We start from the raw sequence: 11,561 nt of genomic DNA on the forward strand, positions 1-11,561 counted from the left end.
CCTGAGGTTTGCTGAGAGCGAAAGGAGCCTTGAGAGGGTCCGCAACCGGGGGACTGGATGTCTTTGTATGTGATCGTCGCCGTTCGAAAAGAGCCCGTCAGCGGGCATGTCGCCTATGTGCGCTGGGGGCAGGCCGAGCGCGGCGTGCCGGGCTGGGTCACCGAGCCGGTGACGGCGGCGGCGTCCGAGGTCATCGAACTGATCAAGGACGGCGCCGAGGTCGAAACGGCCATCAGCCTGGACGGCATGAGCGTGGCGTCGCGCCCCGTGCGTGTACTGGTCGACGATGACGGGCGCGAGCACCTCGCGTCAGTGCCTGTCCCCAGTTCCACCTTGCATACGCTGTTCGACCTGCCGGAGTTCTGACCCGGCCGCCTCGGATCCTCAGCGCCGGCCTTGCGCGAAGTTCCGCAAGGCGTCTCCGGCGAGGCGGTAGCGCACCCATTCATCCTGCGCGAGCGCCCCGATCGATTTGTAGAAGTCGATGGCGGGCGTGTTCCAATCCAGCACGCTCCATTCCAGCCGCCCGCAGCCGTTGGCCACGGCTTCCTGCGCCAGGTGGCGCAGCAGATCGCGTCCGGCGCCGATGCCGCGATGCTCGGGCGTGACGTACAAGTCTTCCAGATAGATGCCGTTCTTGCCGAGCCAGGTCGAGTAGCTGTAGAAATAGACCGCGTAGCCGATGGCCTTGCCGTCCAGCAGGCACATCAGCGCCCTGGCGGGCGCGCCCTCGGCGAACAGCGTGCGCCGGACGTCGTCGGCGCTGGCGATCACCTCGTGGGCCGCGCGCTCGTACACGGCAAGCTCGGTGATGAATGCATGGATCTGGGCCGCATCCGAAGGCGCGGCGGGGCGGATTTCGATAGTCACGGGTATTTCCTGCTTTTTGGGACGCATATCCTACCCGGGAACGCGGGGTTCTGCCGGGCGTGCCGCGCGGCAACCTCGGGATTCCCCTTACTTGCGCGCGGGCCGGGGGGGCGCGATTCTTTGCCAGGATCTTGCCCTCGCGTCTGCATGGATACAACAGAGGACGTCCGCTATGCCTGAATCTGGCCCTGCCTCCGCCCCTGGGTCCGCCGCAAGGCGCAAGGGGCGCCGCCTGTCGTGGATCTGGCTGGTGCCGATCATTGCGGCCCTGGGCGGGCTTTTCCTGGTGGTGCGCGTCTGGATGGAGGCCGGCCCCACGGCCACCATCAGTTTCCAGACAGCCGAAGGCCTGGAGGCCGGCAAGACGCAGGTGCGCTACAAGGAGGTCAACGTCGGCCTCGTGGAGCGTGTGGCGCTCAATCCCGACCGCTCCGGCGTCATCGTGACGATACGGATCGACAAGGAGGCGGGCAATCTTCTGCGGGAAGGCACCCGTTTCTGGGTGGTGCGGCCCCGCCTGACCCTGAGCGGCGTGTCGGGCCTGGGCACCTTGTTGTCCGGCGCCTACATCGGCATGGATCCGGCCGACCTCCACGGCAAGGAAGGCGCGCGCTTCGCGACCAAGTCTTCCTTCACCGGCCTGGAGATTCCGCCCGAAGTCACCCAGGACCGGGCAGGCAAGCGCTTTACGCTGAAAGCCCGGGACCTGGGCTCGCTCGATGTCGGATCGCCGGTGTACTTCAGGCGGATTCCGGTGGGGCAGGTGGTGGGCTATCACCTGGACAGCACCGGGCAGGGGGTCGACGTGCAGGTTTTCATCGACGCTCCCAACGATGGCTACGTCAATGCCGCGACGCGCTTCTGGAATGCCAGCGGCGTGGATTTCAGCGTCGACGCCCGAGGGTTGCAGATGCGATCGCAGTCGCTGCTTTCGGTAATCGTCGGCGGCGTCGCGTTCGATACGATCGAGCAGCGGGAGCGCGTGGCCGCCAAGGCCGACGCGGAATTCCCCATTTTTCCATCCGAGAGCGCCGCCCGCGCCCAACCGGACGGCGTGCCGCTGCACATCCGCATGCGCTTCGATCAATCGGTCCGAGGCCTGACGGTAGGGGCCCCCATCGACAGCTACGGGGTTTCCATCGGCCAGGTGGACTCCATCGGGCTGGAGCTGGACCGGACGACCAACCAGTTCTATGCCGTGGTCGGGGCCACGCTCTATCTCGAGCGCCTGGGCGCCAAGACGATGGGCGAAATCAAGGAATACTCGGGCGCGTCCCTGGAGCATCCCAGCGGAAAACTGTTGACCGCGATGATCGAACACGGCCTGCGGGCGCAGTTGCGGATCGGCAACCTGCTGACCGGCCAGCTGTATGTCGCGATGGCGGTATTCCCGGATGCGAAGCCGGTGTCGTTCAAGATGGAGGAGACGCCCACCATTCCGACCGTGCCGAACAACCTCGACCAGTTGCAGCAGCAGGTCAACAGCATCCTGGTCAAGCTGGACCGGGTGCCTTTCGAGGCGCTGGGCAACGAGCTGAACAACCTGCTGCGCGGCACGGCCAGCCTGATGAAGCGGCTGGATACGCGCGTGGCGCCCGAAGCCCAGGCCATGCTGAAGCAGGCCAGCAAGTCGCTGGCCGCGGTCGGAGGCGTGCTGAATCCCGACGCCGATCTGCCGGCCAGCGCGGGCACGGCGTTGCAGGAGTTGTCGCGCGCCGCCAGGTCGCTGCGCGAGCTGGCCGATTACCTGCAGGCCTATCCCGACGCGCTGCTGCGCGGCCGCGCACAGGACGGCCCGTCCTCGCGCCCGCCGCCGCGTTAGCCCTCGGCCAGCCAGCGGGCGGTTCGGAGCCGTCCCGGGAACGCCGCTTGCTGCTGGGCGCCCTGAACGCCGTCGCTCATGGCAAGGGCGAGGCGTCCGAGAGGGACAGAGCATGGATCACAGTGAAATGATGGCGCGCATGATCACACAGCCCGTCGCGCCGGGCAGATACGACCACTGGGATGGAATTCTCTCCGCCTATGCGGACTGCCTGATTCAAGTGCAGGCCAAGCTGACGGACGCTGACATCAAGCGCTTCCTGGAGGTGGGGGCGCTGGTCTTCCGCACCTGTTGCCAGGAGGAGGCGCGGCGTCGATGGACCGCCGAAGAAATGGCAATGTACCAGCACAAACGCCGGTCCGAAGCATAGGGTTCCCGGGAGCGGGGAGGTTCAGAACAGGCAGTGGCGCAGGGCGAACTTGCGCCCGAACGCCCGGACCTCGTCGCCGTCCACCGAGGCCGTAACGTCCCAGCGATCGCCGCGGGTGACGAGGATCGACCGGCTTGAAAAGACATGGCGCAGGGCAAAGCGCCAGAACTCGGCCTCGGAGCCTACGGGTTCGAGATCGTGCGGCCCGATCAGGAGCCGGGCGGGGCGGGGCGTTGCGCCGAGCGACCATCGCAGGGCGACCGTGAGGAACGCGAAACGCGCCGAGAACGACGATGGCTGGACGCACAGCACGCGGATTCTGTTGTTCATGGGCGGGACCCTCTCAGGTAGGCCCAGCGTAGCAAATGCGCCCGGACGCTTCCATACCGCCTTTGGCGGATTCCGGGCCCGCCGCGGCCAAGCGGCCCGTTCAACCCCGCCGCAGGCCGCGCAGCAGCAGGTCCAGCGCGTGCAGCGCCTGGGGCAGCCGCGCTTCGTCGGCGGGATCCTCCGCGATCCAGAAGGCGCTTTCGGACAGGCTGCCGTTGACCAGCCGGGCAAGCGCTTGCGGCGCTGCCGGTTCTATCGCATTTTCGTCCATCATCCGCCTAAGCAGCGCGCCCAGCGACGCCAGGCACCGTTGCTGCGCGGCATCGGGGGCGGGGCCCAGCACGGCCCGTGCATCCTGCAGCACGATGCGCCGGATTTCGGGTTCGGCCGCCATCTGGAGATAGGCGCGGCAGCGTTCGCGGAAGGCCGTCCAGGCATCGGGCGCGCGCGTCGAGATTGCCTCCAGGCGAGCATCCATTTCGCCGTCCATCTGTTCCACGACCGCGGCGAGCAGGCCCTGCTTGCCGCCGAAGTGGTGGTACAGCGCGCCGCGGGTCAGGCCGGCCGCCCCGGTAAGGTCGTCCATGGATGTCGCCGCGTAACCCTCCTGCCGGAACGCCTGGCGGGCCGCCGCCAGCAGTTTTGCGCGGGTGGCTTCGATCATCTCGGCGCGGGAGCGGGCCATCTTGTTCTCCTGGAACATACAAGACGTAGGTAAATTGACATACGCAATGTATGTGAATACGATCTCGCTGTCCACACGATTCAAAGGTTTCCGGTGTCCAATCCGTACCGAGAGCTGTTCAATGCGCCAGGCGCCACCGGTTTCGTGCTGGCCGGCGCGATCGCGCGCCTGCCCCTGCCGATGATAGGGATCGGCATCATCACGATGCTGTCGGCGGTGCGCGGCGCCTACGCATTGGCGGGCGCCGTCGCCGCAACCTTCGCGCTGGCCACGGCCCTGCTTGCGCCTCGGATTTCGCGCCTGGTCGACCGGCATGGCCAGGGCAGGGTGCTGCCCGTGGCGGCGGGGCTGTGCGTCCTGGGGCTGGCCGGCCTGGCCGCCTGCGTCCGGTGGCAGGCGCCGGACTGGACCTTGTTCGTCTGCGCCGCGCTGGCGGGCTGCCTGCCGAGCATGCCCGCGATGATACGGGCGCGGTGGACGGAGATCTTTCGCGACAAGCCGCAGCTGCGCACGGCCTATGCGCTGGAATCGGTTGCGGACGAACTCAGTTTCATCGTCGGGCCGCCTCTGTCCGTGGGCCTGAGCGTCCTGTTTTTCCCCGAGGCCGGCCCGTTGACGGCCGCCTTGCTGCTCGCGGTCGGGGTTGCCGCCTTCGTCCTGCAGCGGGCCACGGCGCCCGCGGTGCGGGCCCGCGAGCAGGGCCGCGAGGCCTCGGTGCTGCGCATACCCCTCATGCGGTCCCTGCTGGCGATGATGGCCGCCATGGGCGTGATCGTGGGCACCATCGACGTGCTGAGCGTGGCGTTCGCCCGGCAGCAGGACATGCCCGCCGGAGCAAGCCTCGTGCTGTCCGCCTACGCCCTGGGCTCCTGCGTGGCGGGCCTGGTGTTCGGCGTGCTGAAATTCCAGACGCCGTTGACGCGCCTGCTGGTGGCCGCGGCCGCCGTGACGGGCTTCACGACCGTTCCCTTGCTGCTGGTGAGCGATCTGCTGGGGTTGTCGCTGGGCGTGTTGCTGGCGGGCCTGTCGTTTGCGCCGACGATGATCATCGCCATGGCCCTGGTGGAAAGCAATGTGCCCGGCAACCGCCTGACCGAAGGGCTGACCTGGCTGGTAACCGGCTTGGGCGCGGGCGTGGCGGCGGGGGCGGCGCTGGCCGGCTGGGTGGTCGACCATCACGGTGTGCGGGCGGGCTTCTGGACGGCCGTGGGCGCGGGGGCGGTGGTGCTGCTGGCCGCCCTGCCGGCGGCCCGCGGCCCCCGGAGCGCGCGCGTGGGCGCCTGACGCGGCGCGCGGATAGAATGGCGGGTCCGGCCCACCTTCAGGAGCAGTCAATGTCCAGGACCGTCGTCAATCCCGATAGCGTATTCGACTCCGTGCAATACGGGTTCAGCCAGGCCGTCATCGTGACGGGGCAGCGCCGCATGCTCTTGTCGGGGCAGGTGGGCGTCGATGCCGACGCGCGCACGGTGGGCCCCGGACTGCAGGAGCAGACCGAGGCCGCGCTGGACAACGTCGAGCGCGTGCTCGCCGCCGCGGGCGGCACGCTGGCGCAGGTGATCATGCTGCGCATCTATATCTGCGAGTCGGCGCGGGAGGACCAGGAAGTGATCGCCCAGGCGCTGCGCGACCGTTTCAAGAAGGATCCGCCGCCTTCGTCCTGGATCATCGTCAGCGGGCTGTCCCTGCCTGAATGGCTGATCGAGATCGAAGCAGAGGCCATGCTGGACTGCTGAACACGGGCCGGCCGCGTTGCCGTCCCGGCGTCCGCGGGCGCTAGGGCCTGTCGCGCCAGGGCGGCGTGGAGAACGCGGCGCGCAGGTGGGCCAGGAACCCCGCGGTCCGGGCGGGAAGGTCCTGCCGCGACTTGACCAGGGCCACCACGTTCGCCTGCGGCAGGCTCCAGCCGGCCAGCAGCGGCACCAGCCGGCGCGCGCGCACGTGCGCCGCCACGTCCCATTCCGAGCGCACGATGATGCCGTGCCCCGCCAGCGCCCATTCCACGGCGGTTTCTCCGGCGTTGCTCGACAGCACCGGCGAAACGCGCACGCCGACGGCGGGTCCGCGGCCCTGTTTGAACCGCCACAAGGTGACGTCCTCGTCGTTTTCGCGCAAGGCAATGCAATCATGCCCCCGCAGGTCTTCCGGCTTGGCGGGCGCCCCGCGCCGCGCCAGGTAGGCGGGGGACGCGCACAGGATCCTGCGATTGGGCGCCAACGGGTAGGCGACCAGCGTGGAATCGCGCAGCTCGCCGATATGCACCATGACGTCCCAGTCGTCGGCGGCCAGCCGTGGCGGGCCGTCGGACAGGGTGAGGCTGGCCGTGACGTTTTCGCTGTGCTGGCGGAATTCCGCGACCAGCCCCGCGACATAGCGCTGGCCGAAGCCCAGCGGCGCAACGACGCGCAGGTGTCCCGCCACCACGCCCCGCCGGCCCGCCAGTTCGTCCGCCAGGTTGCCCAGCTCGCCGCAGATCTGTTCCGCCCGCAGCGCCAGCAGCCGGCCTTCGTCGGTCAGCGCCGTGCCGCGTCCCGACCGGTTGACCAGTCTTACGCCCAGCCGCTTTTCCAGCGCGTGCAGCCGTTGCGTGACGGCCGGCGGCGTTACGTCCAGCGCGCGGGCCGCCTCCGCCAGCGAGCGGGTAACCGCCAGGCTCAGGAAGAAACGCAGGTCGTCGGTGGTAATCATTCAGGCAGGCATTAATTGATGATTAAGCCTTCATTAAACACGCCGCGCCGTCGCCGCGCCATACTCCGTTCATGCCGGCGCCGGGCCGTCCCTGCGCCTTTTCGATTCCATACCGAGGCTTTCATGACCCAAGCTACCGCCCCGTCCACCGTGGACACCCTGGATACGCCATGCCTGTTGCTCGACGAGACGCGCATGACGCGCAATATCGAACGGCTGAACGCCATGATGGCGGGGCACGGCGTGCAATTGCGCCCCCACCTGAAGACGCCCAAGTCCATCGAAGTGGCGCGCCGGCTCATGGCCTCGCCGCAGGGTCCCGCTGCCGTCTCGACGCTGCAGGAGGCCGAGCAGTTCGCCGCGGCCGGCGTCACGGACCTGCTTTATGCCGTCGGGATCTCGCCCGCGAAGCTGGATCGCGTGCTGGCGCTGCGCCGGCGCGGCGTCGATCTCACCGTGGTGGTCGACAGCATTGAAGCGGCGCGTGCCGTGGCCCGCCGGGCCCGTGAAGCCGGCGACGCCATTCCCGCCTTGATCGAAATCGATTGCGACGGTCACCGCGCGGGCGTCCAGCCGGGCAACACGCGGCAATTGCTGGCCATCGCGCGCGCGCTGCACGAAGAGGGCGCGTGCCTGCGGGGCGTCATGACGCATGCCGGCGAATCGTATGGCTGCGATAGCGTCGAGGCGATTGCGGACATGGCCGAGCAGGAACGCATGGCCGCCGTCCGCTGCGCGCAGGCTATCCGCGAGGCCGGGCTTCCGTGCCCCGTGGTCAGCGTGGGTTCCACGCCCACGGCCCATTTCGCGCGCAGCCTGGAGGGCGTGACGGAAGTCCGCGCCGGCGTGTACGTCTTTTTCGACCTCGTGATGGCGGGCCTGGGCGTATGCGCGGTGGATGACATCGCCGCCACGGTATTGACGACCGTGATCGGGCATCAGCCAGACAAGGGCTGGATACTGGTGGACGCGGGATGGATGGCCATGTCGCGGGACCGCGGCACCGCAAAGCAGCGGGTGGATCAACTGTACGGGCTGGTCTGCGATGCGGATGGCAAGGTCTATCCCGACGTGCTGCTGGCCGAGACCAACCAGGAGCAGGGCATCATCAAGGTGCGCCCCGGCAGCGGCGCCGCCTTGCCCGATCTGCCGCTGGGCGCGAAGCTGCGGATCGTGCCCAACCACGCCTGCGCGACCTGCGCCCAGCACGACGCCTATGAGGTCGTGCGTCCCGGTTCGCCGCAGGTCGTGGCGCGCTGGGAACGTTTCCGCGGCTGGTAGGCACGCTTTTCGAGGACGCACTCATGGAAATGATTCATACGCAGAAGGCGACGCCGCCCGCCGGCCACTATTCGCAGGCGGTGCGCGCCAATGGCTTCGTATTCGTCTCGGGGCAGTTGGGATTCCTGCCGCCCGCTGCGCCCGGCGAGCGGCCCGCGCTGGCCGGCGGCGCGGCCGCCCAGGCCCGCGAGGCGCTGCGCAGCGTGCAGGCGATCCTGGAAGCCGCCGGCTCATCTCTGGCGGCCGTGGCCAGCGTCACGGTGTACATCCCCGACGTGGGCCTCTGGGACGAGGTCAACCAGGCCTACGAGCAGTGTTTCGGCGACCATCGCCCGGCGCGCGCAATCGTGCCTACCCGCGAACTGCACTATGGGGCGCTGGTGGAAATCAGCGTGGTTGCCCTGGTCTGATATGTTTCATCAAGAAACATATAGACCCTTACAGTGGTGATCAAGTAGCCAAAGTTTTCAAGAATATGGCCTGGCTTCATGGCGGCGTCGCTCGGAAATGGCGCGGTCCGCCAGGTCATATCACGAAATTCCTTCGATATCCCAGTTACTTAGCAATGAAATAGCGGCCAAGATATGGCTCATATCCGCGTCTCGGGTTTCGGTCCTCTTCGTACAATTTGAATTGTATTTTGTATAGAAAGTAGAAACCGTGAACCCTGCAGGACGCCGTATGACCTTCGAACAGCCCTCCCACACGGCAAGGCCCATGCGGCCCTTGTCTGCCTTTCCTTTCTCCAAGCGCGCCGCGGTCCTGGCGCTGGCGACCGCCTGCCTAGCTCCGGGGCTGAATGCCTCCGCCGCGTCGCTGACGCCGGCCCAGAAGGCCGCCCAGCAGCGCGCCGCCCAGCGGGCCGCGCAGCAGGCGGCCTTGGAGGCCGCGCTGGAGGCTCGGCGCAGGGCCGTGGAGGCATACAAAAAAGAAGCCGAGGCCCGCGGCGCCAATGCCGTGGCGCTGGCGCAAACCGCGTCCATCCTGCTGCTCGATACCGAGCTCGGCACGGTGGGTCAGCGCCAGGGCGAACTGCGCAACATGCCGGACAAGGGGGGCGTGTGGGTGCGGGGCACGAGCAGCAACTACAAGGTGGAAACGGCCAACGCCAGCCCGTTCAACCAGGATGCGAGCGCCATCTCCGTGGGCGCCGATTACGCCTGGACCGCCAACTCGGCCAAGGTCTATCTCGGCGCCTTCGCCGGCCTGTCCCAATCCGAGCAGGATGGACAGTACGGTACCCGTGGAAAGATCGATAGCCGCTACGCGGGCATCTATCTGTCGTACGTGCACGACAACGGCCTGTATGTCGATGTCGTGAACAAGGTCGGCAGGATCGACCAGGACGTTAGGTTCGACCTGCCCCTGGACCGAGGCACCTACACCGACGGCGTGTCGCACACGACCTACAGCGGCAGCGTGGAGCTCGGCTATCACTGGCGCCTGGCGGACCGCTGGTTCGTCGAGCCGCAGCTTCAGGGCATCTATAGCCGCAGCAGCCAGACGTCGATCGAAGGCCGGGCGGGGCTGCGCGCCGGGCGCGACATCGAATTGTCGGGCGGCGGCACCTTGCAACCCTACGCCAGGGTGTCGTACCTGAAGCAGTTCTCGCACGACGATACCGTGGGCTTCGGCGATTCCACCTACGATGTGGCGCTGCCCGGCAACCGCTGGCAGATGGGAGGCGGGGTGGCGGTGGCGTCGGGACGCCACCGGGCTTTCGTCGATCTGCAGTACGGCCGCGGCGCGAGCGTCAGCCAGGAAGTGACCGCGAACATCGGCTACAGCTTCCGCTTCTGATTCGCGCGGGGAGGGCGGCGCGCCGGCGCCGCTTCATGGCCCGCGCCTATAATGCGAGCGCCTGAATGCCTTCGGGGGAGATCGTTCGCATGCAGTACGAATATCTGTTCTGGTCCATGGCCGCGGTGGTGGCGGCGGCGCTGGCCGGCGGCGCGCTCTGCGGCCGCCTGAGTTCCGTCAAGCACGTGCTGGCGGGCGTCGCCGCGCTTGCGGCGGCGGTGTGCGTCGCGGTGTTCGTGCTGTCGCGCCGCGGCGGCTTCAACGATCTATCGGTGATGCTGTCGATAGCGGCCTTCATGTTCAGCCTGGTCATCGGCACCGCGGCCTCGCTGCTCACGCGGCGCATCCTGCGGCGCCGCTGAGCCGCGCGGCGCGTCATTCTTCCGCGTCGAAATCCTCGTCGTCCTCGTCGTCCTCCTCATCCTGCTCCAGGGCGTCATAGCCCTTCCAGGTGATGCGCCAGCGCGTTGCGCCGGCATTCGCGGCGGTTTCGCTCACCTGCTTGACCAGGCCGGCATCCTCCAGGAGGTCCAGGTGGTGCGCGATCAACTGCAGGCCCTGTTCTTCGGGGTGCGGCGCCAGGGCCGCGTTCTTGATGTCGTGCGTGCTCAGGTTGGGGCCCGGCGCGTCGCGCAGGGCGCCCAGGATCGTCACGACCAGATCGAAATCGCGTTGCATGATGTTCACCATGTTGGGAAAGAATAGGCCGACGATAGCAGAGTTCGATGTCGGCGGCGCGACAGCTGGCGGCCGGGTTACAGTCCTGGATTCTCGATAAACGACAGATGCAGAAACCATGAAGAAACCCGCAGAACGCGATTGCCTGGCGGTGGTCCCCGGCTACTCCGGCCAGGCCGCCAAGCTATTTCTTGCGCGCGACGACAACGGCCTTATCAACGGCGTGACCGTGTTCGACTTGCTGGGACACGTCAAGCTGCAGGGCAAGGCCGAAGAGGCCGCCGCCTGGGTCGGCGAGTGGCTGGCCCAGGAAGCCGGCAACCGCAAGGCGCGGCGGACGCAGCTGTTGGCGCAGATGTTCATCTGCAAGCTGGCGGGGGATGAAAAAGAGGCCTTCCTGGCCGCGCAGAAGCCGTTGCTGGGCGCCTTGGCCGCGGCCGGGGTGCGCAGCCGCAGCGTCGCGGCGACGTCGGGCGCGGCCCGCCCGTCACTTGGACCGAATGTCAAGAAGCATTAGTCCAAGGCTGTTATAGTCGCGCCTGGGCGTGCGTGTGCACCTGCGAGGTGCTTGCCCAGGCGGGCCTTGCCCGCGAATTTAGGAAGATGGATCATGGAAATAGTGAGTCGGCAGGTGGCCGACGTGGCGGGCGGCGTCGAGCTGCACACCACGCTGGATGGCGAAAGCATAAGCGTCTACGTGGTTGTGGGCGTGACCGATCTGAATGCGATCGCAGACATCGTGCCGCGCGCCAAGGTCGACGCGGGAGCGGATATACACGCTACGAATGTCGACGATGTTGATAATGCGCAAGAACAAATCGACCAAGTCCTGGAAAATATGAATCCCGGCGACGTGGCGGTTTTCCTTTGCTCGGGCCCCGATGCTTTCGGCGCGGCGCTCGACCTGTTGGGTTTACCTATCGACGAGTAAGCCTGGCGGCAAACCAAAGTGCTAGCCCAAACGGCGTATGTAGGATCGTGCGCGGGCAGGCGGCATTTATATAAGCCTTGATTGTTTTTTTATGATGCGTGGGTGT

16 protein-coding genes are annotated in these 11,561 nt (G+C 67.3%); 11 read left to right on the plus strand and 5 right to left on the minus strand.

Annotation, left to right across the window (positions count from 1 at the left end; genetic code table 11):
* Positions 1-57: 57 nt before the first annotated feature.
* Entirely contained in the window at positions 58-366 is a 309-nt protein-coding gene (locus ACN6PJ_RS28605; RefSeq protein ID WP_043547612.1) for a carbohydrate isomerase, read from the plus strand.
* An 18-nt stretch (positions 367-384) separates the two neighbouring features.
* Here ACN6PJ_RS28605 and ACN6PJ_RS28610 read toward each other — a convergent pair whose 3' ends face one another.
* Positions 385-870, minus strand: a complete 486-nt coding sequence (locus tag ACN6PJ_RS28610) for an N-acetyltransferase family protein (protein WP_427999111.1) — start codon at positions 868-870, stop codon at positions 385-387.
* Between the two features lie 172 nt (positions 871-1,042).
* Here ACN6PJ_RS28610 and ACN6PJ_RS28615 point away from each other — a divergent pair, with 172 nt between their 5' ends.
* Positions 1,043-2,692, plus strand: a complete 1,650-nt coding sequence (locus ACN6PJ_RS28615) for an intermembrane transport protein PqiB (RefSeq protein WP_427999112.1) — start codon at positions 1,043-1,045, stop codon at positions 2,690-2,692.
* Positions 2,693-2,804: 112 nt separating this feature from the next.
* Positions 2,805-3,062: a hypothetical protein gene (locus tag ACN6PJ_RS28620; protein ID WP_427999113.1), complete on the plus strand. Its 258-nt coding sequence runs from the start codon at positions 2,805-2,807 to the stop codon at positions 3,060-3,062.
* 21 nt (positions 3,063-3,083) lie between these two features.
* Here ACN6PJ_RS28620 and ACN6PJ_RS28625 read toward each other — a convergent pair whose 3' ends face one another.
* Entirely contained in the window at positions 3,084-3,392 is a 309-nt protein-coding gene (locus ACN6PJ_RS28625; RefSeq protein WP_427999114.1) for a hypothetical protein, read from the minus strand.
* A gap of 100 nt (positions 3,393-3,492) precedes the next feature.
* A complete protein-coding gene (locus ACN6PJ_RS28630) occupies positions 3,493-4,077 on the minus strand; it encodes a TetR/AcrR family transcriptional regulator (RefSeq protein WP_427999115.1) in 585 nt (194 codons plus the stop codon).
* Between the two features lie 93 nt (positions 4,078-4,170).
* Between ACN6PJ_RS28630 and ACN6PJ_RS28635 the strand changes: the two genes are divergently transcribed.
* Both ACN6PJ_RS28635 and ACN6PJ_RS28640 read left to right on the plus strand, forming a co-directional pair.
* Entirely contained in the window at positions 4,171-5,361 is a 1,191-nt protein-coding gene (locus ACN6PJ_RS28635; RefSeq protein WP_427999116.1) for an MFS transporter, read from the plus strand.
* Between the two features lie 50 nt (positions 5,362-5,411).
* Positions 5,412-5,813, plus strand: a complete 402-nt coding sequence (locus ACN6PJ_RS28640; protein WP_427999117.1) for a RidA family protein — start codon at positions 5,412-5,414, stop codon at positions 5,811-5,813.
* A 40-nt stretch (positions 5,814-5,853) separates the two neighbouring features.
* Here ACN6PJ_RS28640 and ACN6PJ_RS28645 read toward each other — a convergent pair whose 3' ends face one another.
* A complete protein-coding gene (locus tag ACN6PJ_RS28645) occupies positions 5,854-6,765 on the minus strand; it encodes a LysR family transcriptional regulator (RefSeq protein ID WP_427999118.1) in 912 nt (303 codons plus the stop codon).
* Positions 6,766-6,888: 123 nt separating this feature from the next.
* On the opposite strand from ACN6PJ_RS28645, the gene ACN6PJ_RS28650 reads away from it, so the two are divergent.
* The 4 genes from ACN6PJ_RS28650 (at position 6,889) to ACN6PJ_RS28665 (ending at position 10,208) form a co-directional block, all read left to right on the plus strand.
* Positions 6,889-8,046 (plus strand): DSD1 family PLP-dependent enzyme, encoded by a 1,158-nt coding sequence (locus tag ACN6PJ_RS28650; protein WP_427999119.1) that lies wholly within the window; start codon positions 6,889-6,891, stop codon positions 8,044-8,046.
* A gap of 23 nt (positions 8,047-8,069) precedes the next feature.
* Positions 8,070-8,456: a RidA family protein gene (locus ACN6PJ_RS28655; protein ID WP_427999120.1), complete on the plus strand. Its 387-nt coding sequence runs from the start codon at positions 8,070-8,072 to the stop codon at positions 8,454-8,456.
* Between the two features lie 271 nt (positions 8,457-8,727).
* Positions 8,728-9,846 (plus strand): autotransporter outer membrane beta-barrel domain-containing protein, encoded by a 1,119-nt coding sequence (locus tag ACN6PJ_RS28660; RefSeq protein WP_427999121.1) that lies wholly within the window; start codon positions 8,728-8,730, stop codon positions 9,844-9,846.
* An 89-nt stretch (positions 9,847-9,935) separates the two neighbouring features.
* Complete coding sequence (locus ACN6PJ_RS28665) at positions 9,936-10,208, plus strand: hypothetical protein (protein WP_427999122.1); 273 nt, start codon at positions 9,936-9,938, stop codon at positions 10,206-10,208.
* A 13-nt stretch (positions 10,209-10,221) separates the two neighbouring features.
* On the opposite strand, the gene ACN6PJ_RS28670 is transcribed toward ACN6PJ_RS28665, so the two are convergent.
* Positions 10,222-10,524 (minus strand): DUF2513 domain-containing protein, encoded by a 303-nt coding sequence (locus ACN6PJ_RS28670; RefSeq protein ID WP_427999123.1) that lies wholly within the window; start codon positions 10,522-10,524, stop codon positions 10,222-10,224.
* Between the two features lie 118 nt (positions 10,525-10,642).
* On the opposite strand from ACN6PJ_RS28670, the gene ACN6PJ_RS28675 reads away from it, so the two are divergent.
* Together ACN6PJ_RS28675 and ACN6PJ_RS28680 are read left to right on the plus strand one after the other, a co-directional pair.
* Complete coding sequence (locus ACN6PJ_RS28675; protein WP_427999124.1) at positions 10,643-11,041, plus strand: hypothetical protein; 399 nt, start codon at positions 10,643-10,645, stop codon at positions 11,039-11,041.
* 93 nt (positions 11,042-11,134) lie between these two features.
* Positions 11,135-11,455, plus strand: coding sequence for a hypothetical protein (locus ACN6PJ_RS28680; protein WP_427999125.1), 321 nt, complete (start codon positions 11,135-11,137; stop codon positions 11,453-11,455).
* Positions 11,456-11,561: the final 106 nt, after the last annotated feature.

This window comes from Achromobacter sp. (assembly GCF_050285585.1).
Classification (GTDB): domain Bacteria; phylum Pseudomonadota; class Gammaproteobacteria; order Burkholderiales; family Burkholderiaceae_B; genus Achromobacter.